This is a genomic window from Micromonospora sp. NPDC049679, from assembly GCF_040659735.1.
GTDB lineage: Bacteria > Actinomycetota > Actinomycetes > Mycobacteriales > Micromonosporaceae > Micromonospora_I.
Window position 1 is genome coordinate 1 of sequence record NZ_JBFANZ010000026.1, and the last position, 25,637, is coordinate 25,637.

Below are 25,637 nucleotides of genomic sequence, written 5' to 3' on the forward strand. Positions count from 1 at the left end.
GAAGCTAAGCCCTCCAGCGCCGATGGTACTGCACCCGGGAGGGTGTGGGAGAGTAGGACACCGCCGGACAAACATTCCAGCAAGGCCCACCCCTCCGGGGGTGGGCCTTGCTGCATTCCCACACCAAACAAAAAAGGGGGGGCGGCCCGTTCACGGGACCGGCCCCCCCTTTCTTTTTCGAGTATCCGGGCCGGAGCATCCCACACGCACACAGGCGCCGATCAAGGAACAGTGCGCCGATCACGGCCATATTCACACGATCGGAGATCACACCACGGGAACATGCCCTTGATCCACGGGGCAGGGCCGCGAGCCCGCGGAGACCGGGTGACGCGACGGTCAGCCGCGCCGGCGGATCCGGGCGATCGCGTCGGGGATCGGTGTTTCCCCACCGACCAGCTCCAACGTCTCCCCGCCGGTCGCGACGTCGAGCAGCGCCATGAGCACCTGGGCCACATCGTCGCGGCTCACGTCGCCGCGCTCGACGTGCGGCTCCAGCCGTACCCGGCCGGTCGCCGGCGCGTCGGTGAGAAGTCCGGGGCGCAGGATCGTCCAGTTGAGCGGCCGCGCCCGGAGATCCTCCTCCGCGCTCTTCTTGGCCCGCAGGTAGGCGGCGAACACCTCGTCGTGGGTTACCGATGGTGGGGAGTCCACGCCCATCGACGACACCAGAAGATAGCGATGGACTCCGGCGCGCTGCGCGGCGTCCGCGAGCAGCGCCGCGGCAGCGCGGTCGACCGTGTCCTTGCGGGGGATCCCACTGCCCGGGCCGGCGCCGGCGGCGAACACCACCGCATCGGCTCCACGGAGCTGTGCCGCGACGTCGTCGACGCTCGCCGATTCGAGATCGCAGATCGCCGGGACGGCGCCGACGTCACGGAGATCGGGCACGTGCTGCGGGTTGCGGATCAGACCGACCGCGACGTCCCCGCGCGCGGCGAGCATCCGCTCCAGACGCAGTGCGATCTTGCCATGGCCCCCGGCTATGACGACGCGCATGGCCTCAACCTAGACGAGCCGGTGGACGTCTGCGGCCCACTGCCCGCGCCGTTACCGCAGTTGCGGTACGTGAGCCGCGATCCGGGCGGCTGTTCGGACAGGAGTCGTCGACGAGCGTGTCGCGTTCGACTCGGCATGGGGGCTGCGAACCGGACGCCGTCGAGACTTCGTGGGTCACCGCCGATCGGTTCGGCGGCGCAGGTCGGAGAACTCGGCGGTGATATCGCGAGCGGGTGAAGACGCCAGGGCCACGGGGGCCGGATCGGATTGGGAGGAAGAACCTTGACGAGCAGACGGACACTCCTTACCGCGGCGGCGGGCATGGCGGCCGCCGCCGCCATCCCGCCCGTCAGCGGGATGGCCGGGTGGACCGGCGCGGCAACCGTGCCCGGCATGTTGGCTCGACGGATCAGCCCGATCGTCGGGGGCACCCGCGTGACGCAGACTCCGTTTTCGGTCAGTCACCTCGTCGTGGCCTGGCGCGGAGCCGGTCAGCCGGGCATCCGTACGCGGTCCGGGTCGGGCTGGGGTGATTGGCGCGCGGTGCGGGCATCCCAGCACGGCAGGCACGGTGCGTCCGGTCAGCGGTCGGCGCTGTTGACCGTGCCGGACGGCGTCGGCTACGAGATCGACTGCTGCGGCGGAGCGCAGGACGTCTCTGTCACGGAGCTGAACACGGCGAATCACCCGATCGCGCTCCGTCCGCAACCCGGCAGGCCTGAGCTGCGTATCGCCAACCGCACCGCGGCGGTCCGCTACGTCGACCGCGGGTCGTGGGGCGCCGACGAGTCGTCGCGTCTCGTGGGGGGCGACGAGGCATGGCCCCCGCAGTACGGCTCGGTGCAGACCCTGACCGTGCATTACACCGCCAGCGCGAACGACGATCCGAACCCGGCCGCGACCGTGCGGGCCATCCACTACTACGACGCGGTCACCCAGGGCTGGGGCGACATGGGATACAACTTCCTCATCGACGAGGCCGGCACGGTGTACGAAGGCCGCAGGTCCGGTACGAGAAGCGGGCCGGGCTTCGGTCCGACCACGACGGATGGCCGCCCGCAGGTGGTCACCGGGGCGCACGTCACGGACTACAACCTCGGCAACGTCGGTGTCGTTCTGCTCGGAGACTTCGCCGGCCGACTGCCGACGCCGGCGGCGCGGCACGCGCTGACCGAGGTGCTGGCGCTGCTCGCCGGCGTCGCCGGCCTCAACCCGCTGCGCACCACGAAGTACGCCGATCCGTCTCTGGGCGTCGCGAGAACGGTCGGTACGATCGCCGGCCACCGCGACTACGCGGAAACGGAATGCCCGGGGGCGCTGTTCTATCCGCAGCTGGCCTCGCTGCGTGAGGACGTCAACCGGCGGCTGCACAGCTGACCGCCGACGGCGTCAGCGGCCGCTGACCGTCGCCGAGTGTCCCTCGCTGGTCGGTGGCGCCGCAGGGGAGTCCGGGGGCGGCTGCTCGCCCTGTTCCGCCTTGTTCTCCCGTTTGGCGCGGTACATCGCGGCGTCCGCCTGGCGCAGCAGCGAATCGGCCTCATCGGCGTCACCGGCGACGAATCCCACGCTCGCGCGTACCTGCAGCTGCCATCCCTCGACGAGCATCGGCTGCTCGAGCAGGGTGAGGAACCGCGTCGCGAGCCGCCGCGCGGTCTCCTCGTCCGCGCCGGGCAGCAGCACCGCGAACTCGTCACCACCGAGCCGGGCCGGCGTGCCGTCCCCCGGTACGGAGGCGCGCAGCCGGTCGGCGATCCCGATGAGGACCTCGTCGCCGATGTGATGGCCGTAGGTGTCGTTCACCCATTTGAAGTCGTCCAGATCGATCAGGAGCACGGCGGCGAGCCCTGCGCGGGTCGCCGCGACGAGCCGTTCACCGAAGAGTTCGCGGTTGGCGAGCCCGGTCAGCGAGTCGTGGGAGGCCTGGTGCCGCAGTTGGTCCTGGAGCATGCGCGCCTCGGTGACGTCCCGCGCGTTGCTGACCACGCCGCCGACGCTCGGCTCCGTCGTCAGGTTGCGGCTGACCACCTCCAGCCACCGCCACGACCCGTCGGCGTGGGCGTACCGCGCCTGGTAGGTCAGGGTCGAGTTGGGGGTGAGCATCAGATGCGTCATCTGGGGCATGATCCCCGGCAGGTCGTCGGGGTGGATGTGGGAGATGACCCGCGTGCCGAGCAGCTGTCTGTGGTCGATTCCCAGGACCCGATCCGTCGCCGGAGTGAGGTAGGTGAACGCGCCCCGGTGGTCGACGATCGAGGTGATGTCCGTCGAATGCTGCAGCAGCGACCGCATCAGCTCCCCCTGCCGACCGAGCTCCAGCAGACTGGAGTCGAGGCGGGTGACCAGGGTCGCGTTCTCGCGGAAGGCGAGCATCTGGCGGCCGACGACGAGACAGGTGATGGCCAGCAGCCCGCCCATCGTGACCCAGGCGCGCGCGGTGAGTCCGGCCGGCAGCACGAACGGCAGCAGCGTGAACATCCCGGCCAGGGTCACGTACGGGAGCGCGTCGTACCGGCGTCGCAGCTGGCGCAGCAGTTGCTGCGGGTCGCGTCGCGTGCCGATCTCGTGGATCCGCGGCCCGGCGCAGAGCAGCGCCGCGGGGAGCAGCCGTGCCGCCAGCGCCACGTGGAGCTGGTCGGTGTCGGCGGAGGCGAGGCCCCCGGTGAAGCCCTGCAGCGCCGCCGCGGCGAGCATGGGCAGGGCGGCCGCCGCGGTCACCGGTGCGGCGCCGGTGAGCAGCATCTTCACCGTCGCGAGCGCGGTCACCAGCAGAATGATCGCGCCCAGCCCCGCCGCGAGGGGTTGGCCACCGTTCGCCCCGGGCATCGTCAGGAACCACACCAGGACGGTGACGCCGACCATCACCGCGGCGGCGTCGAGCCAGAAGCGGACGCGGGCCGGGCGCGAGCTGGCGGGCGTCGGATAGGTCAGGATCACCCAGACGATGGCGGCGTTGCCGATGAGGACGCAGCCGGCGTGGAAGAGATTGGGTAGCGCGGCGTGGGGCCCCGGACGCACCCACGCCACGGCCGCCTGACTGATGCCGCCGGCCGCGAAGATCAGGCCTGCGGCGCTGAGGGTACGCCAGAACCGGCGCGCCGCAGGTGGCGTGCCGGGGACCGCGGCGAGCCGGCGCGGGATCAGCCACAGCAGCAGATTGAAGATCGGTACCACCGACCAGAAGACCCGAAGTTGGTTCGCCGGTCCGGTCAGATCGAGCAGGAACCAGCCGGCCAGCAGCGCGCACCCGACGAGCAGCGGCAGAAGTACGGGATCACGCAGCAGCGTGGGGCCGGGACGGGGCGCGTCGCCGGGAAGCAGCGGTACAGCGGGTTGACCCGCCGCGCTGCCGACCGGGCTCACCGCCGCACTCCCGTTCCCACGGGCGAATCGTCGGACGGGAGTTCGGTGTTGCTGGCGGCGAGCGTCGCGTCGACCACGTCCACCGGACCGGGACGGGCGAAGAGGAAGCCCTGTGCCAGCGGACAGCCCATCTCGCGCAGCAGCCGCGCCTGCTCCTCCGTTTCCACGCCCTCCGCGATCGCCGGCAGCCGCCGGCTCGCTCCGAGCTGCAGCACGGCGCGGGTGAAGGCGTGGTCATCGCTCGACGCCGCGCCCGTGGCGGGAACGAACGACCGATCGATCTTCAGGATGTCGACGGGGAGCTGAGCCAGGTACGACAGGGAGGAGTAACCGGTGCCGAAGTCGTCGATCGCGATACGCACCCCGTGCTCGCGTAGCCGCTCGAGCGCGGCCAGCGACCGTCCCGCACCTTCGTCCGCCGAACCGATCAGCACGGTTTCGGTGATTTCCAGGATCAGCGCCTCGGGCGGCAGCCCCACCTCGGTGAGGGTGCGCAGCACCAGGTCGGCGAAGTCTGGCTCCGCCAGTTGTCGGCCGGACACGTTGACGGTGAGCGAGATGCCGTACCGGTCGTACCAGCGGCGGGCGTCGGCGCAGGCGCGGCGAAGCACCCACGCGCCGAGAGGGATGATCAGGCCGGTCTCCTCGGCGACCGGGATGAACTCGGCGGGGGAGATCGGTCCGCGCGCGGGGAGCGTCCAGCGCAGCAGCGCCTCGACCGCCACGGCCCGGCCGCTGGAGAGCTCGACGACCGGCTGGTAGTGCACGGCCAGTTGATCGATGGCGAGCGCATGCCGAAGGCCGTCGGCCAGCCAGGTGAAGGCTTCGCGGGCGGCCCGCATCTCCGGCCGGAACGGTGTGACGCGGTCGCGTCCACCCCGCTTGGCCGCGTAGAGCGCCAGGTCGGCGTCGCGCAGTGCGTCCTGCGGGGTGACCCGGGGGTCGGTGATCTGGACCAGTCCGATGCTGGCGGAGAGGTAGACGTCCCGTCCGCCGATCAACAGCGGCACCTTCATGGCCCCGCGGATCTGCTCGGCGAGGTCCACGGCCTGCACCGGCTCCACGTCCTCGAGGAAGAGCGCGAACTCGTCACCACCGAGGCGGGCGAGGGTGTCGGCGGGCGAAACCAGTTCTCGGAGTCGCAGCGCCACATCGAGGAGCAGTTCGTCGCCGCTGCCGTGGCCGAGCGTGTCGTTGACGTCCTTGAAGCCGTCCAGGTCGAGCAGGAGCAGCGCGTGCCGCGTCCCGCCGTCCCGGCGGCTGAAGGCCCACTCCATGCGTTCGGCCAGCAGGCCCCGGTTCGCCAGCCCGGTGAGCGGGTCGTGCAACGCGTGGTGGCGCAGCTGTTGCTCGAGGGCCTGCCGTTCCCGGAGCGCCTCGGCGAGGTCGCCGGCCTGCCGGTCGAGCTCCACCGTCCGGCGGTCCAGTTCGAGCGTGCGCCGCTGCGCGACGCGGGCTACCAGGCTCAACCGCAGCACCAGAAGCACGGAGAGCGCGCCGGAAAGCGTGGCGGGCACCGCGAGGTGATGCCACTCGGTGCGGTCCCACCCGCCAGGCTCGGTCGTCGCGATCATGCCGAGGAGACACGCGGGACCGATCAGGGTCGCCACCGCGAACGCCATCGTGCGCCGGGCGGTCAGTGGGGTGCGCCGGTTGTCGCCCGGGCGCGCCGTCCACAGCAGCGCCGGATGCAGCCCCGCCACGCCGAGTAGCAGGTAGGACGCCAGCCACAACCCGTTGTCGAGCACCTCGACCGAGCGGTCCGGCGCGCCGGCGGCATTCGCGAAGAACAGCGTGTTCCCCGCGAGCATCGCGCCGATGGCGAGCAGAACGAGCCGGTTGGCGGGGCTCCGCGCGCTGACGCTGAACAGCACCTTCATCGCGCAGGCGAAGAGCGCCAGGTCGAAGAGCGGATAGGCCAGCGCGAGCGCCGGGGCCAGCCCGGTCAACCCGGTGTGGTGCAGGTAGGGGTGGAACAGGAACACCCAGTCCACGGTCGCGAGGGCGGCGGTGACGATGAACGCGTCGAGGAGGACGCGGCGACCACGGCCGAACAAGGCGGGGCCGGCCGGCCCGTGCTGGCGGTCACCGCGACCACGCGGGAGGCCGACGATCTGGCCGCCGCGCTCGGTTGCCTGCTCCCCGCGGAGCAGGTCGCGGTCTACCCGTCGTGGGAGACCCTGCCGCACGAGCGGCTCTCGCCCCGCTCCGACACCGTCGGCCGGCGGCTCGCCGTGCTGCGCCGGCTGGCCCACCCCGACGCCGAGCGCCACGACGGTGTCACCGGGCCGCTGCGGGTGGTCGTCGCCCCGGTCCGTTCGCTGCTGCAGCCGCAGCTCAAGGGGCTCGGCGATCTGGAGCCGGTGCAGTTGGCCCCGCGCGTCGAGGCCGAGCTCGAGGAGATCGCCCGGCGGCTGATCGACATGGCGTACGCCCGGGTGGACCTGGTCACCAAGCGCGGCGAGTTCGCGGTCCGGGGCGGGATTCTCGATGTCTTCCCGCCGACCGATGAGCACCCGTCGCGGGTGGAGTTCTGGGGCGACGAGGTGGAGGAGATCCGCACCTTCGCCGTCGCCGACCAGCGCACCATCGAGGCGGTCGACCGGCTGTGGGCGCCCCCGTGCCGCGAGTTGCTCCTCACTCCCGAGGTGCGGCGAAACGCGGCAGCGCTCGCCCAGCAGCATCCGGAGCTCGCGGAGATCCTCGACAAGCTCGCCGAGGGGATCCCGGTGGAGGGGATGGAGTCGCTCGCGCCGGCGCTGCTGGACGGCAGTGACTCGCTCGAACTCCTCCTGCACTGCATGCCGGAGGGGACCCACGTACTTCTCTGCGATCCGGAGCGGATCCGCACCCGCGCGCACGACCTGGTCCGTACGTCGGGGGAGTTTCTCGAGGCCAGTTGGGCGGCGGCCGCCGTCGGTGGCGAGGCCCCGGTGGACCTCGGCGCGGCGGCCTTCAAGAGCCTGGCGGAGGTACGCGCCACCGCGCACGAGCTCGGCCAGCCGTGGTGGTCGCTGTCGCCGTTCGGCCTGACCGAGGCGGCGCCGGCCCGTCCCGCCGAGCCGTGGCGGGATGCGCCGGAGCTGCCGACGACGGTGACCGGCGACGTGGGGGAGGCGATCGTGCTCGCCGCCCAGGCGACGCCGCTCTACCACGGCGACACCGGCCGGGTCGTCGACGACCTGAAGCGGTGGGTCGGCGAAGGCTGGTCCGTCGCGCTGGTCTTCGAGGGGAAGGGTCCGGCGCAGCGCGCGGTGGCGGTGCTGCGCGACGCGGGGCTGGGCGCCGCGCCGGTCGACGAGATCGTTACGCCGCCGCAGCCGGGCGAGGTCCTGGTGACCTGCGGTTCGCTCAACCACGGCTTCCTCGACGAGGTCTCGCGCTTCGCGATCATCACGGGTAACGACGTGACCGGTGGCCGGGGCTCGTCCACCCGGGACATGCGCAAGATGCCGAGCCGGCGACGCAACACCATCGATCCGCTGGAGCTCAGGGCGGGCGACCACGTGGTGCACGAGCAGCACGGCATCGGGCGCTACGTGGAGCTGGTGCAGCGCACCGTCAACGGCGCGGACCGCGAGTACATGGTGATCGAATACGCCGCCTCGAAGCGGGGCCAGCCCGCCGACCGGCTGTTCGTTCCGTCCGACCAGTTGGATCAGCTCTCCCGTTACGTCGGCGGCGAGCAGCCGACGCTGCACAAGATGGGCGGGTCGGAGTGGCAGAAGTCCAAGGCCCGGGCGCGCAAGGCCGTCCGTGAGATCGCGGCCCAGCTCATCCAGCTCTACGCGGCGCGTAAGGCGTCGAAGGGGCACGCCTTCGGCCCGGACACGCCCTGGCAGCGGGAGCTGGAGGACGCGTTCCCCTATACGGAGACCCCCGATCAGCTCTCCGCGATCGAAGAGGTCAAGCGGGACATGGAGCAGCCGATCCCGATGGACCGGCTGATCTGCGGCGATGTCGGCTACGGCAAGACCGAGATCGCGGTGCGCGCGGCGTTCAAGGCGGTGCAGGAGGGCAAGCAGGTCGCGGTGCTGGTGCCGACGACCCTGCTGGTGCAGCAGCACTACAACACGTTCGCCGAGCGGATGAGCCAGTTCCCGGTCGAGATCCGCCAGTTGTCCCGGTTCCAGACGCCGAAGGAGGCCGCGGAGACGGTCGCGATGGCGGCCGAGGGAAGCGCGGACATCGTGATCGGCACGCACCGGATCCTGCAGAAGTCGACGCGGTTCAAGGACCTCGGCATGGTCATCGTCGACGAGGAGCAGCGCTTCGGCGTCGAGCACAAGGAGCACCTGAAGAGCCTGCGCGCGGCGGTCGACGTGCTCGCCATGTCGGCGACGCCGATTCCGCGCACGCTGGAGATGGCGATCACGGGGATCCGGGAGATGTCCACCATCGCCACGCCGCCCGAGGAGCGGCACCCGGTGTTGACCTTCGTCGGGGCGTACGACGACCGCCAGGTGGCCGCCTCGATCCACCGTGAGCTGCTCCGGGACGGCCAGGTCTTCTACCTGCACAACAAGGTGGACACGATCGACAAGGCGGCGCGGCGGCTGCGCGAGCTGGTGCCGGAGGCGCGGGTCGCCGTCGCGCACGGCCAGATGGGCGAGGACGCGCTCGAGAAGGTGATGGTCGGCTTCTGGGAGAAGGAGTTCGACGTCCTGGTCTGCACCACGATCGTGGAGTCGGGCATCGACATCCCGAACGCCAACACGCTGATCGTGGAGCGGGCCGACATGCTGGGCCTGTCGCAGCTGCACCAGATCCGCGGCCGGGTCGGCCGGGGCCGGGAGCGCGCGTACGCCTACTTCCTCTACCCGGCGGAGAAGCCGCTGACCGAACAGGCCCACGAGCGGCTGGCCACCATCGCCCAGCACACGGAGTTGGGCGCCGGTATGTACGTGGCGATGAAGGACCTGGAGATCCGCGGCGCCGGCAACCTGCTCGGCGGCGAGCAGTCCGGTCACATCGAGGGGGTCGGGTTCGATCTCTACGTGCGGATGGTCGGCGAGGCGGTGCAGGCATTCAAGGGTGAGCGGCCGGAGGAGGAGATCGACGTCAAGGTCGATCTGCCGGTCGACGCACATCTGCCGCACGACTACGTCGGCGTGGAGCGGCTGCGCCTGGAGATGTACCGGAAGCTGGCCGAGGCGCGGGACGACGCGGCGCTGACGGAGATCGTCGCGGAGATGACCGACCGGTACGGCGAGCCGCCCGAGCCGGTCGCGAACCTGGTCGCGGTCGCCCGGTTCCGCCTGCTGGCCCGCTCGTACGGGTTGAGTGACGTGTCGGTGCAGGGTAAGCATGTGCGGTTCAGCCCGCTGCCGCTGCCGGATTCGAAGCAGCTGCGGCTCAAGCGCTACCATCCGGACGCGGTCTACAAGTCCGTGACGGACCAGGTGAGCGTGGTTCGGCCGACGACCCGCCGGGTGGGCGGCGAACCCCTGCGCGACCAGGCGCTGCTGGAGTGGTGCGCGCAACTGCTCAAGGACGTGCTCGGCGACCCGGTCGTGGCGCCGCCGGCGGCCGCACCCACCCCGGCGCGGTGACCACCGACCCGATGATCACGAGGTTGGCGCCATTCGGCACCGGCGAGTCGCGGCGGGCGGCGGCATCATGGGTTCGGAAGAGGGAAAAAGTGTCCGTGGCCCCGGCCCGGGGCCGGCAACCGACGCATGAGAGAGTGTCGTCCATGCAGCGTGCCCGTCGTCTGGTGTCGATCCCGGTCATTGCGGCGGTCGGCCTCCTCGCCCTCGCCGGTTGCCGTTCCGAGCCCGGCGTCGCCGCCTACATCGGCGATACGAAGATCACCGAGGACCGGGTGACGGCCATCGTGGACGACGCCACCACGCAGCTCGGTGAGAACGCCGAGGCGCAGCCGCCGACCCGCGCCATGGTGGTCAGCACGCTGGTGCTCCGCGAGGTCTGCGACCGGCTCAACCCCGTCCCGCCGGCCGGGCAGCCCACCCCGCCCCCGGTCTCTCCGGAGCAGTTGTCGCAGAACCTGGGTGTCCCGCCGACGACCACGTTGGCCAAGGAGAGCGCCGAGCTGCAGACCTGCCTGATGCGCATCCAGGCCGGCCCGCCGATCGCCCCGAGCGCGGAGCAGCTCGCCGACGTGGTCACCCGCGGCAAGGCGGCGGGGGCAATCCCGCCCGATTTCCCGGCGGACCAGGCCGCCGCGCAGCTCGACGGTGAGCAGCTGCGCAGCGCGCTCGCCAGCCGTAAGGCGATCAGCGAGGCCGTCGACCGCTACCACGTGACCGTCAACCCGCGGTACCGCCCGCTGGAGTTCCCGGTGCTGCGCTTCCAGGGCAACGTCACCGCGGTCGGGGTGCCGATCGGCGAGGCCGCGTCGGACGCGGTGATCGACCGCCGCTGAGCGGTCGCCGAGCGATGACAGCACGAGTCGTCCTGCTGGTCACCTCGCCCCGGCTCCCCGCCGGTTTGCTGAGTGCGGCCGCCTGGGACGCCGTACGTCGGCATCCGGTCCTGACCGCGGCGGAGAACGAGCTCACCACGGCGCTGCGGTTGGCGGGCGCCGACGTCACCGTGGTCCCCGAGCGGCCGGTCGATGTGCTGCTGGACGCGATCGCCGCGCACGGCACGGTGATCTGGCTCGCCGGCGCGACCGGCGACGAGGAGCTGGCCCGCCAGCTCGGGCTGCGGTTGGCGCGCGAGCCGGGGTTGGCCGAGCTGGAGCTGATGTACGGCTCGTGGGATCCGGCCGGGGCCCGGTTGCTCGACGCGGTCGCGGTGATGGACCGGCTCGTCTCGCCGGGCGGCGACCCGTGGAAGCGGGCCCAGACCCACGCCACGCTCGCGCAGTTCCTGCTCGAGGAGTGCTACGAGGCGTACGACGCGATCGCCGCCGGCGATCTGGGCGCGCTGCGCGAGGAGCTCGGCGACGTGCTGCTGCAGGTGGTGCTGCACGCGCGGCTCGCCGAGGAGCTGCCCGAGGAGCAGCGCTGGAGCGTCGACGACGTCGCGGGTGGCCTGGTGGAGAAGATGATCCGCCGCAATCCGCACGTCTTCGCCGGGGCGCGGGCGGGGACGGTAGAGGAGATCACCGCCACCTGGGAGCAGATCAAACGCACGGAGAAGGCGCGTGGCTCGGCGATGGACGGGATCGCGCTGGCGCAGCCGGCGCTGGCGCTCGCCGCGAAGGTGCTGCAGCGCGCGTCCCGGGCGGGGGTCGACCTGCCGTTGCCCGCGGCGCCGCAGGGTCTGAAGGACGTGTGTCTCGACAGCGAGGAGGCGCTCGGCGCCGGTCTGCTGTCGATCGTGGCGCGGGCGCAGGCCGCCGGCCTCGACGCGGAGGCGGCGCTGCGCCGGGCCGCGCTCTCCTACGCCGGCGCGGTTCGGGCCGCCGAGGGCGTCGCCGACCCGTCCGACTGACGGTCGTCGCGACTGCGGGTTCGGACGGTCAGGCCGAGCGCCAGGCCGAGCGCCACGACGAGCACGCCGAGACTCTGGCCGGGGTCCGGCAGCCGGCCCGCCTGCAGGGCGGCGGTGGGTGGACCTCCGCCTTGCCCGGACCGCTGCCCGGGCCTCGTCTCGGCTCGGCGGGATCCACGAGACATGGCCTAAATTGATCCCATGCCGCAGTTCGTGCCGCTCGCAGAGCGCATCGTGGACGCCCTCCTGGACAGCAGCCCGGCGCACGCCGCCGAGGCCGGTGACCACCGGCTGGATGACCGGCTGCCGGACCTGTCGCCCGGTGCTGTCGCCGAGGAGGTGACGATGCTGCGCGACGCCGCCGCCACGCTGTCGGGCGTCGATGACGACGCCCTCGATGTGCAGGAGCGGGTCGACCACGCGGTGCTCACGGCCATGGTGGACCGGCGGCTCTTCGAGCTCAGCGAGGTGCGCGAGCACGAGTGGAACCCGTTGGCCCACAATCCCGGCCCGCTGTTGCACGCGCTGCTCGCCCGGCCGTTCGCCCCCGCCGACGTCCGTCTGACCAGCCTGGCCGGCCGGCTGGCCGCCGTGCCCGACGCGCTCGCCACCGCCCGCGCCACGCTGCACGACGTGCCGCAAATCCACGCCGAGACCGCGCTCGGCCAGTTCGCCGGAGCGACCGCGCTGATCCGCGACGAGCTTCCGGCGCTGCTCGCCGAGGCGCCGGGGCTGCGGGCGACGGTCGAGCCCGCCGCGCGCGGGGCGGTCGCCGCCCTGGACGAGTTCGGGACATGGCTGCGTGCCGGCCTCGCCGACGAGGTGCCGGGGCGCGACCCGCGCCTGGGGCGGCGGCTGTGGGAGGCGCGGCTCTGGCACACCCTCGACACCGAACTCTCCGCCGCGCAGGTGCTCTCCCGCGCCGAGATCAACCTGGAGCGGATCACCGGCGAGATCCGCGAGGCGTCCGCCGCGCTGGTCGGTGGTCCGGCGAGCGACGAGACGGTACGCCGGGCGTTGGACCTGCTCGGCGCGGAGCATCCGGACAACTCTTCCATCGTGGAGCTGGCGAGGAGCACGCTCGATGAGACGACGGAGTTCGTCCGGGCACACGATCTCGTGTCCCTGGTCGATGATCCGTGCGTCATCCAGGAGATGCCGGAGTTCGCCCGCGGCGTGGCGGTCGCCTACTGCGATCCACCCGGCCCGTTGGAGACCGCGGCGCTGCCGACCTTCTACTGCATCGCGCCCACCCCGGCCGACTGGTCCGCGGAGCGGGTGGAGTCGTTCTACCGCGAATACAACGACCACATGATCCGCAACCTGACCGTGCACGAGGCGATGCCGGGTCACTTCCTGCAACTGGCGCACGCCCGGCGCTTCCGGGGCAGCACCCGCGTGCGGGCCGTCGGCTTATCCGGTCCGTTCGTCGAGGGCTGGGCGGTCTACGCCGAGGAGCTGATGACCCGGCAGGGTTTCGGCGGGCTGCCGATCCAGCTGCAGCAGCTGAAGATGCAGCTCCGGATGACCATCAACGCCATTCTCGACCAGCTCGTGCACTGCGAGGAGCTGCCGGAGAGCGACGCGATGGCGCTGATGACCGGCCGCGGCTTCCAGGAGGAAGGGGAGGCGGCGGGCAAGTGGCGGCGGGCGTTGCTCACCTCGACCCAGCTCTCCACGTATTTCGTCGGCTATTCGGAGGTCGCCGAAATCGCCGCCGCCCGCCCTGCGGGCACGTCCACGCGGCAGTGGCACGATGCGATGCTCGCGCACGGCTCGCCGCCCCCGCGCCACCTCTGGACGCTCCTCCGCGGCTAGACCGGACCCCGGCTAGACCGGACCCCGGCGATCAGCGGCTGTTTTTCACCGCCTCGTCGATCAGCCACCGCGAGATGGAGTAGGTCGGCGGCAGCTCGTCGGGGAGCGCGTCAAGGGGGAACCAGCGTGCCTCGGCCACCTCGCGGCCGTCGACCACCGGTTCGGCATCGTCGTCCGAACTGACCGCCGTGAAGCCGGCGAGCACCACCCCCGGCCCCGACATCGCCCACGGCTGGCTGCCGAAGTAGGACAGCCCCTGCACGCTCAGCCCGACCTCCTCGCCGACCTCGCGGTGCACCGCCTCCTCCAACGACTCGCCGGCCTCCACGAAGCCGGCGACGAGCGCCCACAGCTCGGTCGGCCCGTACGCGTGCCGCAGCAGCAGCAACTCGTCGACCCGGCCGGGCGCGCCGGGGCGGCGGATGGCGGCGAGCACGGCGGGGGAGAGTTGCATCGGCACGTAGAGATCGCAGGCCGGGCAGCGCCGGGCGTGTTCGCCCGGCACGTCGCCCAGCTCGGCGGTGCACGCGCCGCAGAAGCGGTGGCTGCGCCGCCACGTCATCACCTGCAGTGCCCGGCCGGCCAGGGCGGCGAGCGGCTCGCCCAACTCGCCCGCGAGCGCCCGCCAACTGCGCCAGGCCCCCAGCCCGCTGTCGGGCGAGGGGAGGGCGGCGGCCCAGACCCGGTGACCGTCCAGCGTGCCGAGCGGCACGCACTCGGTCCCGGTGGGCAGGTCACGCACGTACGGGAACGGCCCGTCGGCGCCGACGAGCAGCTTGCGTCCGGCGACCACCAGGCACAGGTCGTCGGCGCCGGCGACGCCGGTCGGCGTCGCGTGCGGGACGAAGCGCGGGCGGGGGGTCATCGCGCCGGCGGGAGCGGCCCCGTCACCTGGCTCCGGGACGGTGGTCGACGATCCGGGCGCCGCTGGGGATCTTGAAGGCGGTGGCGTCGACGGAGTCACGGTACCGGCTTATCGCGATGTCGACCTGCTGTCCATCGACCACCCCGGTGAAGCTGCCGAGCACCCCTTCGGTGGTGATGCAGGCGTCGAAACTGGAGGCGGCGGCGTTCTTGACCTGCCGCACCTGTACGCAGGTGGCGTGCCGTCCCGCGATGGTGGTGTCCTTCTGCTCGACGATCGCGTCGGCGTCGAGCGCGGCGGCGGTCAACAGTCCGATCACCACGGTCGGGGTGACCAGGCCCCGCTCGCCGGCGGTCGCGAACGCGCTCGCCGCGGGCTTGGCGCCCGGCGACGGAGGCGGGGTCATGGTGCAGATGCTCTCCGCGCCGGCCGTCCGGCACTCGGTGGTGGCATCGGCGGTGACGATCAGCCGTCCGCCCGGGAAGATGTACGCCGACCGGGGCGGTTTCGGCGTCTGCGCGATGGTGGCGTTGTCCGCGCCGGGCAGTCGGTAGTCGGCGGAGTAGGTGAGCTCGCCGGCGCGGTCGAGCCGGGCCGCCAGGTCGTTGACCAGGTCGGCGCGTCCGATGACACGGCCGGCGTCATCGAGGGTCTGGCAGCCCGCACCGGTGATCAACACACCCGCGGCGGTCCAGGCCGTCAGGGCTCGGGTCAGGCGTGACGGAGCAGGCATGGGCACCAGCCTTGTCGATGAGGTCAGGCACGCGCAAACAGGTTCGCAATCTCCGCGTAGATAGTCCGAAAATATCCTTTAGTCCACGATACGGCGGCGCCGGTCGCGGCGCGTGGAGGCAACGACCTGAGCGCGGTCGCCGCCCGATACGCTGCCAACGGAACGGTCGCACCGTCGCGGCCCGGAAGAACGACCACGAGGAGCGACATACAGTGGCCACCATTGAGCAGATCGTCGCGAGGGAGATCCTCGACTCGCGCGGCAACCCGACGGTCGAGGTCGAGGTCGGACTCGACGACGGCAGCACCGCCCGCGCCGCCGTGCCGTCCGGCGCGTCGACCGGCGCCTTCGAGGCGATCGAACTCCGCGACGGCGACACCGACCGCTACAACGGCAAGGGCGTGGAACGGGCGGTCGCCAACATCGAGGACCGGATCGTCGACCAGCTCATCGGCTACGAGGCCAGCGAGCAGCGCCTCATCGACCAGCGGATGTTCGACATCGACGGCACCGTCGACAAGTCCGGGCTGGGCGCCAACGCGATCCTCGGCGTGTCGCTCGCCGTCGCCAAGGCGGCCGCCAACAGCGCCGAGTTGAGCCTCTTCCGCTACCTGGGTGGCCCCAACGCCCACGTGCTGCCGGTGCCGATGATGAACATCCTCAACGGCGGGGCGCACGCGGACTCCAACGTCGACGTACAGGAGTTCATGATCGCGCCGATCGGCGCGCCGACCTTCCGCGACGCGCTCCGCTCGGGCGCGGAGGTCTACCACGCGCTGAAGTCCGTGCTGAAGAAGAAGGGGCTCGGCACCGGCCTCGGCGACGAGGGCGGTTTCGCCCCCAACCTGCCGACCAACGCCGCCGCCCTCGACCTGATCGCCGAGGCCGTCGAGGCCGCCGGCTACCGGCTCGGCCGCGACATCGTGCTCGCCCTCGACGTGGCGGCGACGGAGTTCTTCCGCGCCGGCCAGGATTCGAGCGACGGCTCGTACCTCTTCGAGGGCGCCGGCAAGTCGTCCGAGGAGATGACCAACTACTACGCCAAGCTGGCGGAGACCTACCCGATCGTGTCCATCGAGGACCCGCTCGCGGAGGACGACTGGGCCGGTTGGGCGACCCTCACCGCCAGCCTCGGCGACAAGATCCAGATCGTCGGCGACGACCTGTTCGTCACCAACCCGCAGCGCATCGCCCGCGGCATCACCGAGCGCGCCGCCAACGCCGTCCTCGTGAAGGTCAACCAGATCGGGTCGCTGACCGAGACCTTCGACGCGGTCGACCTGGCCCACCGCAACGGCTTCCGCTGCATGATGAGCCACCGCTCGGGCGAGACCGAGGACACCACGATCGCGGACCTGGCGGTGGCCACCGGCTGCGGCCAGATCAAGACCGGCGCGCCGGCACGGTCGGAGCGGGTCGCCAAGTACAACCAGCTGCTGCGCATCGAGGAGGAACTGGCCGACGCGGCGCGCTACGCCGGTGCCTCCGCGTTCCCGCGGTACCGTTCCGCGTAACCTGGCCACGGGGGAGGGGGTGCCACGGCGATGACGCAGCGCCGCACACCGAGTGGACAGGGTCCGGCTCGCCGGCCGGCACAGCCCGGCCGGGTCGGGGCCCGGGGCACCGCTCGCGCGACGGCCCGCGGTTCCGGCGTACGCCTCGACCCGCGCGGGACCGCCGGCCGTACCCCCGGGTCCGGCCGGTCCGCCGACGCCACGCGCTCCGCGAGCCGCCCCGCGGCGGCCCGCCGCGCGGCCGCCGGTGGCGCCGCCACGCGCACCTCCGCCCCCCAGCCGCGCCGCTTCACCGGCCGGGCCACGGTCCTGGTCGCCGTCCTCATCACGCTCGCCCTCGGCTACACCTATCCGGTCCGGCTCTACCTGAGCCAGCAGTCCGAGATCACCCGCATGGAAGCCGCCCAGGAGGCCCAGCGCAGGCGCATCGGCGAGCTGACCGAGGAGGCGGCCAAGTGGAAAGACGACGAGTACGTCCGCATCCAGGCCCGGAAGCGGTTCTACATGGTCTACCCCGGCGAGGTGCCGCTGCTGGTCCTCTCCGACCCGGAGGGGGCCGCCCGCGACGCGGGCACCGCCCCGACCGCCGGCAAGGCGCAGCCGCCGGACCCCTGGTACGACACGCTGTGGTCGAGCATCCGGGCCGCCAACACCGAAAGGCCGAAGGAGTGAGCTGTGACGGTCGTACCGCCGGAGAAGCCGGCCGCTGAGGTCGTACCTCCGCCGGTGCGGGAACCGGCCACCGAGAGCGACCTCGCCGCGGTGGCCGCGCAGCTCGGACGCACGCCGCGCGGCACCCGCGCCGTGGCGCACCGCTGCCCGTGCGGCCGCCCGGACGTCGTTGAGACCACCCCGCGGCTGGCCGACGGCACCCCGTTCCCGACCCTCTACTACCTGACCTGCCCCCGCGCGACCAGCGCGTGCAGCCGGCTGGAGTCGGCCGGGGTGATGAAGGAAATGGCGGACCGCCTCGCCACCGATCCCGAGCTCGCCGAGCGCTACCGGGCGGCGCACGAGGATTACCTGGCGCGGCGGAACGCGATCGGCGAGGTGCCGGAGATCGCCGGAGTCTCCGCCGGCGGGATGCCCGGCCGGGTGAAATGCCTGCACGTTCACCTCGGACACGCGCTCGCCGCCGGGCCCGGCGTCAACCCCTTCGGCGACGAGACGCTCGCCCTGGTCGAGCCGTGGTGGCTGGCGGGCCCGTGCGTGGAGCCGGGCTAGTGGGTCCGGGCATCGTCGTGCGCCGGGCGCGCACGGCGGACGTGCGCGGCATCCGCCGCCTGATCGACACCTACAGCGGCTCCGGGCGGCGGCTGCTGGACAAGGCGACCGTGGTGCTCTACGAGGACCTTCAGGAGTTCTGGGTCGCGGTCCGCGAATCCGACGGCGTGGTCGTCGGGTGCGGCGCGCTGCACGTCATGTGGGAGGACCTCGCCGAGATCCGTACCGTCGCGGTCGATCCCGCGTGCCGGGGCATGCGGATCGGTCACCGGATCGTCGCCGAGCTGCTCGCGGTGGCGCGCGAGTTGGGGGTGGCCCGGGTCTTCGTGCTCACCTTCGAGACCGGGTTCTTCGGCTCGTTCGGTTTCGTCGAGATCGACGGCGCGCCCGTGCCGCAGCCCGTCTTCGAGCAACTGCTCAGCTCGTACGACGAAGGCGTGGCGGAGTTCCTGGATCTGGAACGCGTCAAGCCGAACACGCTCGGCAACACCCGCATGCTCCTGCACCTCTGAGCCCCACGATCGCCGTGATCTCGTAGGGTTGCGCTGTGACGAGAGTGGCGGCGATCGACTGCGGGACCAACTCCATCCGGCTCCTCGTGGCCGACCTGCCCCCGGCCGGGGCCGGATCCGACGTGCCCCTGGTCGACGTCGTGCGGCACATGAGGATCGTGCGGCTCGGCGAGGGGGTCGACCGCACCGGCCGGCTCTCCGCCGCGGCCATCGAGCGCACCCGTGTGGCGCTGGCCGACTACGCCGCCGAGATCGACGCGCTCGGCGCGGAGCGGGTACGGATGTGCGCCACCTCCGCCTCGCGCGACGCCGCCAACGCCGACGAGTTCCGGGCGATGGTGGAGTCGACCCTCGGCGTGCCGCCCGAGGTGGTCACCGGTGACGAGGAGGCGCGACTCTCCTTCATGGGCGCCGTACGCGGGCTCGCCGCCGACACCCGGCCGCCCTACCTGGTGGTCGACATCGGCGGCGGCTCCACCGAGTTCGTCCTCGGCGACTCGACCGTGCACAGCGCGATCTCCGTCGACATCGGTTGTGTCCGGATGACCGAGCGGCACCTGCACGGTGATCCGCCGACGCGTGACGAGATCGCCGCCGCCGAGACCGACATCACGTCCACCGTCGACCGTGCGCTCGCCGCCGTACCGGGCCGGGAGGCGAGCACGCTGGTCGGCGTCGCCGGCTCGGTCACCACGGTCGCCGCCATCGCGCTCGGGCTTCCCGCGTACCAACCGGAGCGCATCCACCGGGCCCGGGTGTCGTACGACGAGGTGGCCAAGGTGACCGCGGACCTGCTCGGACGTTCGGCCGCGCAGCGGATGGAGATCCCGGTGATGCACGCCGGCCGGGCCGACGTGATCGGCGCGGGCGCGCTCGTGCTGCGGGTCATCATGGAGCGCACCGGCATGTCCTCGGTGGTCGCCAGCGAGCACGACATCCTCGACGGCATCGCCTGGAGCCTTTCCTCGACGACTGAGTAGATGTTCCGCCTGTACTGGGCCGGCATCGTTTCCGCGCAGTCATCGCGCCCGCGGTACTGCGTTCTTGACGGTACCTCGTATTGCGCAGTAGCGTCTCTATCCGTGGACACCACCCAGTTGCTCAAAGGCGTACTGGATCTCGCCGTCCTCGCCGTCCTGCGTCACGGGGACGGCTACGGATACGACATCATGCGCCGCCTGCGCGCCGCCGGCATCGAGGAGATCGGCGACGCCTCCGTGTACGGGACGTTGCGCCGGCTCTTCAACGCCGGGCTGCTGACGACCTACGTGGTCCCGAGCGAGGAGGGGCCGCACCGCAAGTACTACGCCCTCAACGCCGCCGGCCGGGACCAGCTCAACCGCTCCGGCAAGGTGTGGCACGCCTTCGCTTCCACCATGGACAGCCTGCTCGATGATCGGGGGGTGGCGGCATGACCGTCACGGAGCAGTCAGAGATCGCCCGCTACGTGGAGCGGGTGCGGGCGGCGCTCGACGACCTGCCGCCGTCGGTCCGTGACGAGCTGCTGGAGGAGCTGCCCGAGCATCTCGCGGAGGTGGCGGCCGAGGCGGACGGTTCGCTGACCGACCGGCTCGGGCCGCCGGAGGCGTACGCCGCCGAGCTGCGCAGCGCGGCCGGCGTCGCCACGCCGGCCAGCGGTCCCGACCTGGACGCTCGGATCGCGGCCGCCGCGGCCAAGGCGCGGGGTCGGCTCCGGGCCGCCGACACAAGGATCGGACCCGTGATCGGGTACGCCAAGGCGAGCGACTTCCTGCGCCTGCTGCGGCCCGCCTGGTGGGTGCTGCGCGGCTATCTGGTCGCGATGTTCGTGACCGTGCTGACCACCGGCGAGCGGTTCGGTCTGCTGCCGCGCCTCGAGGGAAGCACCGCCGCGGGAATGCTGCTGTTGGCCGGGTTCGTCGTCGGCTCGATCTGGCTGGGCCGACGCAGCTCTCGGCTGACCCGCTGGCCGAGGTTCTTCGCCAACGTCGGGACCGGACTCATCGTCCTGTTCGGCGTGGTCGGCTTTGTCGACGTGGACCAGCGCGGAATGTCCGACGGCTACTACGAACAGTCCTACAACGACAACCCGTACTCCAACGTGCAGGACGTCTACGTCTACGACAGCGAGGGTCGGTTGGTGGAAGGGGTCCGGCTGTTCGACCAGAATGGTCAGCCCATTCGGCTCGGTTATCCGTCGTGTCCCGAGGCGCAGGAGGCGGGGGGCGACCCGCTCAAGCTGCCATACCCGTACTGCCCCAGTTCCGCCCCGTTCCGGTTCCCCGCGGCCGGTTCCACCACGGCGGTACCCGTCTCACCGGCCACTCCGGCGCCTGTCCCGGCGACGCCGTCGGGATCGCCGGCTCCGTCCGCGCCGTCCGCGCCGTCCGCGCCGTCCGCGACACCCGCGCCGTCGCCCACCGGCTGAACGGGGGAGAGGTGGGGTGGCGGGTTGGGAACGCCTGTCGCTACGGTGTCCTGCGCTGATAGACCCCTTGAGAGGACCCCTACGTGTCTGAGCAGGTCACCCCGCCCCCGCCCCCGTCCTCGCCCGCGACCGGGGCTCAGGTGCCACCGCCCGCCGGTGACGGAGCCACCCCACCGCCCCCCGGTGACGGAGCCACCCCGCCGCCGGCCGGTGACGACGCCACCCCGCCGCCGGCCGGTGTCGGGCCCACCCCTCCGCCCGCGTTCGGCGCTCCGGCCCAGGAGCCGAAGAAGCCGTCGGTGATGGGGGGTATCGGCAAGCGCGTCATCGGCGCCGTCGTCGCCTTCGCGGTCATCGCTCTCGGTGGTCTGGCGTGGAAGCAACTGACCGGCGCGCCGGAGACCGCCAAGGCGGGCGACTGCATGGTCGGTCAGAGCGCCGACAAGCTGAAGACAGTGGAGTGTGGCGACGCGAAGGCCGAGTGGAAGGTCTCCGGCAAGGTCGACAACAAGTCCGAGTCCGAGGCGAACGACGCCAACGCGATGTGCGCTGCCTACCCGGCCTCCGAGGTGGCCTACTGGGAGGGCGAAAAGGGCGGCAAGGGCTACGTTCTGTGCCTGGAGCCGATCAAGAAGTAATCGATCTCCTTCCGCTGCGGCGGCGGGGCGTACGCCAGATCACGAGGAGGCGTACGCCACGCCGCCGCCGCCTTTCCCCGTCCCGGTTGGCCATGGCACGCTGACGCGCACACATGTGCGCCACTGTGCGACCAGCCAACGATGACTGACCGACAGGAGGACGGCCGATGGGCGAAATGGTGAGCTATCGCAGCAACGGGGGATCGAGCGAGGGCTATCTCGCCCTGCCGGCCACCGGGAGTGGTGCGGGCAGCCCGGCCGTCATCGTGATCCAGGAGTGGTGGGGGCTGGTCCCGCACATCACCTCCGTCGCGGATCGCTTCGCGTCCGCGGGGTTCGTCGCGCTCGCCCCCGACCTCTACCGCGGCGCGCACACCAGCGAGCCGGACGAGGCCGGCAAGCTGCTGATGGGGCTGGCGATGGACCAGGCGGCCCAGGACATCGCGGGCGCGGCCAGCTATCTGGTCGAGCGGCCGGAGGTGACCGGCAAGGTCGGCGCGGTGGGCTTCTGCGCCGGTGGCAGTCTCGCGCTCTGGTCAGCGACCCTTTCGGACCAGATCGTCGCCACGGCCGGCTTCTACCCGGTGATGCCGTGGGAGCGGATGCGTCCGGACTGGTCCGACTACGCCGGCAAGGCCGCACTCATCCACTGCTCCGAGGAGGACGGCACGTCGGCCGCCGAGGGGATCCAGACCGCCAAGAGCTGCATCGAGAACGCCGGCGGGGAGTGCGTCCTCTACGACTACCCCGGCACGAAGCACGCGTTCTTCAACGACGACCGGCCGGAGGTCTACGATCGGGCGGCGTCCTCGAGCGCGTGGGCGCGCACTCTGGAGCTGTTCCGGGCGCGGCTCGGCTGACCGGGTCACGCGTCGTCGATCAGGGCGTCCCACGCGCTGCCCGCGCCGGGGGCGCCCTGATCGCGTACCAGGAGAGGAACCAGGTGAGCCGTACCGCTGACGAGGTCTCCGCCCAGGCTCGGCTGGCGGCCGACCTGATCGAGCTCGACAGCGCGGTGGCCGGTTGTTATGCCTGCCCCAGGCTCGTCGCCTGGCGCGAAGAGGTGGCGGCGACCCGGCGGGCGGCGTTCCGCGACGAGGAGTACTGGGGGCGGCCGCTGCCGGGCTTCGGCACCTCCGACGCCCGGATCGCCATTCTCGGCCTCGCGCCGGCCGCGCACGGCGGCAACCGGACGGGTCGGATCTTCACCGGCGACCGTTCCGGGGACGTGCTCTTCGCCGCCCTGCACCGTGCCGGGCTGGCCAATCAGCCGACGAGCGTGGCGCTCGACGACGGCCTGACGCTGCGGGACACCCGGATCTTCCCCGCCGTGCGCTGCGCGCCGCCGGCCAACAAGCCGACCCCTGCCGAACGTGAGACCTGCGCCCCCTGGTTTCACCGGGAGGTTGAGCTGATCCGTCCCACCCTGCGGGTGGTGGTCGCGCTCGGCGCGTTCGCCTGGGCCGCGTGGTGGCCGGCGCTGACCGCCGTGTACGGCGTGCGCCCGCCCACGCCCCGCCCCGCGTTCGGGCATGGGGCACACTGGTCGGGCGCGGGAGCGCCCGAGCTGTTGGGCTCCTACCACGTCAGCCAGCAGAACACCTTTACCGGCCGTCTGACACCCGCGATGCTGGACGAGGTCTTCGCCCGGGCGAAGACCCTCGCGGGGTTGACGTGACTCGGGCTCACACGGCTAGGGGCGACCGCGCGGCGGAGGGACGGCGATGAGAAGCCGCCGGCCGGAACGCGGAATCAGCGCTACGGAAAATCGGACGTAACCACCACAATGGACTTTGTTGCTCTCCGTCGCCTCTGGCCCCTTGCGGCCGTCGCGCTGCTGCTCGGCCTCGCCTCCCTCGCCGCCGCCCACTCGTCGCTGCAGTTCACCCGGATCGAGGACGTCCCCGCACCGCCGGAATATCCGCCGGACCAGCCGTCGCTCCCCCCGACGGCCCGGGCGGTCGCCGAAGCCGAGCAGAGCAGCCTGCCGGACTGGCTCGCGACCGTCGCGATCGGTCTGTGCGTCGCGGCCGTCGTGGTGGTCATCGTGCTGCTGCTCCGCACCGTCATCCGAGACCTGTTCCGCCGTCGGGCCGGGCGGGTGGCGAAACCGACCCGTCCGTCGGCGGCGCGCACCACCGCCGACGTCGTCGCCGCGCTCGATGCCGGTCTGGTCGACCTCTCCGACTCCGACGCCGATCCGCGCCGGGCCGTGATCGCCTGCTGGGTGCGGTTGGAGCAGGCCGCCGCCGCGGCCGGCACGCCCCGGCAGGTCGGCGACACCCCGACCGACCTGGTGACCCGACTCCTGGCCGGAGACGGCGCCGCCGCCGGGCCCGCCGTCGTCAGCGCCGAGGTGCTCTCCGCGTTCGCGCACGTCTACCGGGAAGCCCGCTACGCCACGCACACCGTCGACGAGCGGATGCGGGCGCAGGCTCGCTCGGCCCTGCAACGACTCCGCGGCGAACTGACCGCCGGAGCGGCGTCATGAGCGGGCGCGGCGGGGCGGCGGCGTGAGCGACATCGCGAGCATCGACGACCTCCTCCAGCACGAGGAGGAGCGGCCGCCGCCCAGGGCGCGCAGGCCGCGTCGAGGCATGGGCTGGTGGCTGCGCACCCTGCTCACCGCGCTGGGGCTCACCGCGCTCACCGTCTTCGGGCTACGCGTCGTCGGCGTCGCGGTCTCCGTCGTGGCGGTGCTCGCCGGATACCTGGCCCTGCTGATGCTGCGGCGGTTCACCGGACAGGTCGCCGCGCCACCGCCGTCACGGTCCCGTGCCTACCGGCGCTCGGCGGGGGACAGCACCCTCTACAACTGGGGTGCGGAGGACGCGCTGCGCACCGTGGTGGCCGGCTGGGAGCGGCAGCTCGGGGGCGTGGGGGGCGAGGCGAAGCGGCTCCCCTCGGCGGTGCAGGCGTTGATCGGTGAGCTCGCCGACGAACGGCTCCGGCAACGCCACGGGTGCACCCGGGCCAGTGACCCGACCCGCGCCCGTACCCTGCTCGGCGACTCGCTCTGGAAGTTTCTGACCACCCCGTCCCCGCGTAAACCGACGCCCCGTGACTGCGCGGCGATCGCGGCGCAATTGGAGAAACTATGAACGACACGGTTTCGGTCCCGACCGCCGAGGTCGGGCGCCTGGCGCGCGCGGTACTCGACGCGGTCGGCACGGTGCTGGTCGGCAAGCGGGACGCGCTGGAACTGGTCCTCTCCGGCATCCTGGCCGGTGGCCACGTGCTCCTGGAGGACCTGCCGGGGCTGGGCAAGACGCTGACCGCGCGGTCGTTCGCGCAGGTGCTCGGGCTGGACTTCCGACGGCTCCAGTTCACCCCCGACCTGCTCCCCGCCGACGTCACCGGCTCCTTCCTCTACGACCAGCGGCGGGCCGACTTCACGTTCCGGGCCGGCCCGGTCTTCACCAACCTGCTGCTGGCGGACGAGATCAACCGGACGCCGCCGAAGACCCAGTCGGCGCTCCTGGAGGCGATGCAGGAAAAGCAGGTCTCGGTCGAGGGTGTGACGTACCGCCTCGACGCGCCCTTCCACGTGCTGGCCACCGCCAACCCCATCGAGTACGAGGGGACGTACCCGCTGCCCGAGGCGCAGCTCGACCGCTTCCTGCTCCGGGTGTCGTTCGGCTATCCGAACCGCGACGAGGAGTGGGAGGTGCTGCGCCGCCGGATGTCCCGACGGCAGGAGGAGGCGGAGCTGGAGCCGGTGGTGGACGCGGCGACGCTGCGCGCCATGCAGGCGGCGCTGGAGAACGTGGTGGTCGAGGACTCCATCGGGCGGTACATCGTCGATCTGACCGCCGCCACCCGCGAGCACGCCTCGGTCCTGGTCGGCGCCTCGCCGCGCGGTTCGCTCGCCCTGCTGCTGCTGTCCCGGGCGCGCGCCGCCCTGGCCGGGCGCGACTATGTGATCCCCGAAGACGTCAAGGAGGTCGCCGCGCCCGCGCTGGCCCACCGGATCACGCTGCGCCCGGAAATGTGGCTGCGCCGGGTCGACCCGTCCTTCGTGGTCAGTGAGGTGCTGGCGCAGACACCTGCCCCGGCCAGCGGCGCCCTGCCCACGTACGCCGGCGGTTTCGGCGCGCCGCCGTCGCCGCGCGCCGGATACGTCGCGGAGGCCGGCACCGCTCACCGTGACGGCTCCCGGCGCACCG

At 72.1% G+C, this 25,637-nt stretch carries 21 protein-coding genes and 2 pseudogenes; 18 read left to right on the forward strand and 5 right to left on the reverse strand.

Annotated features, from left to right (window positions below; all coding sequences use genetic code 11):
• Positions 1-339: 339 nt before the first annotated feature.
• The gene (locus tag AB0J06_RS17870; protein ID WP_357429787.1) at positions 340-999 is read right to left on the reverse strand and encodes an NAD(P)H-binding protein; all 660 of its coding nucleotides are present in this window, start codon (positions 997-999) and stop codon (positions 340-342) included.
• A gap of 282 nt (positions 1,000-1,281) precedes the next feature.
• On the opposite strand from AB0J06_RS17870, the gene AB0J06_RS17875 reads away from it, so the two are divergent.
• A complete protein-coding gene (locus tag AB0J06_RS17875) occupies positions 1,282-2,376 on the forward strand; it encodes an N-acetylmuramoyl-L-alanine amidase (protein ID WP_357429789.1) in 1,095 nt (364 codons plus the stop codon).
• Positions 2,377-2,388: 12 nt separating this feature from the next.
• Here the strand turns inward: AB0J06_RS17875 and AB0J06_RS17880 are convergent, their stop codons facing one another.
• Together AB0J06_RS17880 and AB0J06_RS17885 are read right to left on the reverse strand one after the other, a co-directional pair.
• The gene (locus tag AB0J06_RS17880) at positions 2,389-4,359 is read right to left on the reverse strand and encodes a sensor domain-containing diguanylate cyclase (protein ID WP_357429791.1); all 1,971 of its coding nucleotides are present in this window, start codon (positions 4,357-4,359) and stop codon (positions 2,389-2,391) included.
• Complete coding sequence (locus tag AB0J06_RS17885) at positions 4,356-6,353, reverse strand: EAL domain-containing protein (protein ID WP_357429793.1); 1,998 nt, start codon at positions 6,351-6,353, stop codon at positions 4,356-4,358. The genes AB0J06_RS17880 and AB0J06_RS17885 overlap by 4 nt, the downstream gene beginning before the upstream one ends.
• 54 nt (positions 6,354-6,407) lie before the next feature.
• Between AB0J06_RS17885 and mfd the strand changes: the two are divergent.
• The 4 genes and pseudogenes from mfd to AB0J06_RS17905 all read left to right on the forward strand — a co-directional run.
• Positions 6,408-9,911: pseudogene (gene mfd / locus AB0J06_RS17890) on the forward strand (transcription-repair coupling factor); the annotation flags it as partial.
• A gap of 143 nt (positions 9,912-10,054) precedes the next feature.
• Complete coding sequence (locus AB0J06_RS17895; RefSeq protein WP_357429796.1) at positions 10,055-10,744, forward strand: hypothetical protein; 690 nt, start codon at positions 10,055-10,057, stop codon at positions 10,742-10,744.
• Between the two features lie 14 nt (positions 10,745-10,758).
• Complete coding sequence (locus AB0J06_RS17900; RefSeq protein WP_357429798.1) at positions 10,759-11,760, forward strand: nucleoside triphosphate pyrophosphohydrolase; 1,002 nt, start codon at positions 10,759-10,761, stop codon at positions 11,758-11,760.
• A gap of 201 nt (positions 11,761-11,961) precedes the next feature.
• Positions 11,962-13,578, forward strand: coding sequence for a DUF885 domain-containing protein (locus tag AB0J06_RS17905; RefSeq protein ID WP_357429800.1), 1,617 nt, complete (start codon positions 11,962-11,964; stop codon positions 13,576-13,578).
• Positions 13,579-13,609: 31 nt separating this feature from the next.
• Here the strand turns inward: AB0J06_RS17905 and nudC are convergent, their stop codons facing one another.
• The gene (gene nudC / locus AB0J06_RS17910) at positions 13,610-14,443 is read right to left on the reverse strand and encodes an NAD(+) diphosphatase (protein WP_357429802.1); all 834 of its coding nucleotides are present in this window, start codon (positions 14,441-14,443) and stop codon (positions 13,610-13,612) included.
• Between the two features lie 22 nt (positions 14,444-14,465).
• The gene (locus tag AB0J06_RS17915; RefSeq protein WP_357429804.1) at positions 14,466-15,176 is read right to left on the reverse strand and encodes a hypothetical protein; all 711 of its coding nucleotides are present in this window, start codon (positions 15,174-15,176) and stop codon (positions 14,466-14,468) included.
• Positions 15,177-15,388: 212 nt separating this feature from the next.
• Between AB0J06_RS17915 and eno the strand changes: the two genes are divergently transcribed.
• The 13 genes and pseudogenes from eno to AB0J06_RS17980 all read left to right on the forward strand — a co-directional run.
• Positions 15,389-16,690 (forward strand): phosphopyruvate hydratase, encoded by a 1,302-nt coding sequence (eno, locus tag AB0J06_RS17920; RefSeq protein ID WP_357429806.1) that lies wholly within the window; start codon positions 15,389-15,391, stop codon positions 16,688-16,690.
• 30 nt (positions 16,691-16,720) lie between these two features.
• Positions 16,721-17,362, forward strand: a complete 642-nt coding sequence (locus tag AB0J06_RS17925) for a septum formation initiator family protein (protein ID WP_357429808.1) — start codon at positions 16,721-16,723, stop codon at positions 17,360-17,362.
• Between the two features lie 3 nt (positions 17,363-17,365).
• Complete coding sequence (locus AB0J06_RS17930) at positions 17,366-17,914, forward strand: DUF501 domain-containing protein (protein WP_357429810.1); 549 nt, start codon at positions 17,366-17,368, stop codon at positions 17,912-17,914.
• Entirely contained in the window at positions 17,914-18,426 is a 513-nt protein-coding gene (locus AB0J06_RS17935) for an amino-acid N-acetyltransferase (RefSeq protein ID WP_357429812.1), read from the forward strand. Before AB0J06_RS17930 ends, AB0J06_RS17935 begins: the two co-directional genes overlap by 1 nt.
• 44 nt (positions 18,427-18,470) lie before the next feature.
• Positions 18,471-19,406, forward strand: coding sequence for a Ppx/GppA phosphatase family protein (locus AB0J06_RS17940; protein ID WP_357429907.1), 936 nt, complete (start codon positions 18,471-18,473; stop codon positions 19,404-19,406).
• A 102-nt stretch (positions 19,407-19,508) separates the two neighbouring features.
• Positions 19,509-19,841 carry a PadR family transcriptional regulator gene (locus AB0J06_RS17945; protein WP_357429815.1) on the forward strand — a complete coding sequence of 111 codons (333 nt, stop codon included), beginning with the start codon at positions 19,509-19,511 and terminating at the stop codon, positions 19,839-19,841.
• Entirely contained in the window at positions 19,838-20,833 is a 996-nt protein-coding gene (locus AB0J06_RS17950) for a hypothetical protein (protein WP_357429817.1), read from the forward strand. Before AB0J06_RS17945 ends, AB0J06_RS17950 begins: the two co-directional genes overlap by 4 nt.
• 83 nt (positions 20,834-20,916) lie before the next feature.
• Positions 20,917-21,471 (forward strand): hypothetical protein, encoded by a 555-nt coding sequence (locus tag AB0J06_RS17955; protein ID WP_357429819.1) that lies wholly within the window; start codon positions 20,917-20,919, stop codon positions 21,469-21,471.
• Between the two features lie 167 nt (positions 21,472-21,638).
• Entirely contained in the window at positions 21,639-22,331 is a 693-nt protein-coding gene (locus AB0J06_RS17960) for a dienelactone hydrolase family protein (protein ID WP_357429821.1), read from the forward strand.
• A gap of 83 nt (positions 22,332-22,414) precedes the next feature.
• Entirely contained in the window at positions 22,415-23,149 is a 735-nt protein-coding gene (locus AB0J06_RS17965) for a uracil-DNA glycosylase (RefSeq protein ID WP_357429823.1), read from the forward strand.
• A gap of 108 nt (positions 23,150-23,257) precedes the next feature.
• Positions 23,258-23,962 carry a DUF4129 domain-containing protein gene (locus AB0J06_RS17970; RefSeq protein WP_357429825.1) on the forward strand — a complete coding sequence of 235 codons (705 nt, stop codon included), beginning with the start codon at positions 23,258-23,260 and terminating at the stop codon, positions 23,960-23,962.
• A 22-nt stretch (positions 23,963-23,984) separates the two neighbouring features.
• Complete coding sequence (locus AB0J06_RS17975; RefSeq protein WP_357429827.1) at positions 23,985-24,572, forward strand: hypothetical protein; 588 nt, start codon at positions 23,985-23,987, stop codon at positions 24,570-24,572.
• Positions 24,569-25,552 (forward strand): annotated as a pseudogene (locus AB0J06_RS17980) (MoxR family ATPase); the annotation flags it as partial. The gene AB0J06_RS17975 and the pseudogene AB0J06_RS17980, both read left to right, overlap by 4 nt.
• Positions 25,553-25,637: the final 85 nt, after the last annotated feature.